This is a genomic window from Xanthobacter tagetidis, assembly GCF_003667445.1.
Lineage (GTDB): Bacteria > Pseudomonadota > Alphaproteobacteria > Rhizobiales > Xanthobacteraceae > Xanthobacter > Xanthobacter tagetidis.
The window spans coordinates 1-781 of sequence record NZ_RCTF01000048.1 but is presented as its reverse complement, the minus strand read 5'-3'; the positions used below and the strand labels follow the sequence as shown (position 1 = coordinate 781).

General features: G+C 66.6%; 1 protein-coding gene. It reads right to left on the bottom strand.

Features of this window, described 5'->3' with window-relative positions:
- On the bottom strand, positions 1–704 hold a 704-nt coding region (gene sucD, locus D9R14_RS22690; protein ID WP_121625943.1), incomplete at its 3' end, for a succinate--CoA ligase subunit alpha.
- Positions 705–781: the final 77 nt, after the last annotated feature.

The window sequence follows — 781 nt, the reverse complement described above, 5'->3', positions numbered from 1 at the left end:
ACCATCGGCTTCTTGCGGCCCCGCTTCGCCTCGTCGGCGAGGAACTGCGCCGCCTCCTCCTCCGCCGAGCCGCCGATCTCGCCGATCATCACGATCGACTTCGTCTCGGGGTCGGCCAGGAACATCTCCAGCACGTCGATGAACTCGGTGCCCTTCACCGGGTCGCCGCCGATGCCCACCGCAGAGGTCTGGCCCAGGCCCTCCTGCGAGGTCTGGAACACCGCCTCGTAGGTCAGCGTGCCCGAGCGCGAGACGATGCCCACCGAGCCCTTCTTGAAGATGTTCGCCGGCATGATGCCGATCTTCGATTCCCCCGCGGTCACGATGCCGGGGCAGTTGGGGCCGATGAGGCGCGACTTCGAGCCCGAGAGCGCGCGCTTCACCTTCACCATGTCCATCACCGGAATGCCTTCCGTGATGCAGACGATGAGCGGGATTTCCGCGTCCACCGCCTCCAGGATCGCGTCGGCGGCGCCGGGCGGCGGCACGTAGATGACCGAGGCGTCGGCGCCGGTCTTCTCCTTGGCCTCGATCACGGTGTCGAACACCGGCAGGCCGAGATGGGTGGAGCCGCCCTTGCCGGGCGAGGTGCCGCCGACCATCCTGGTCCCGTAGATGATGGCCTGCTCGGCGTGGAACGTCCCGTTCTTGCCGGTGAAGCCCTGGGTGATGACCTTGGTGTCCTTGTTGATGAGCACGGACATCACGCAGCTTCCTTCTTCACGGCCGCGACGATCTTCTGCGCCGCATCGTCCAGGTCATCGGCGGGGATCACGTTGAG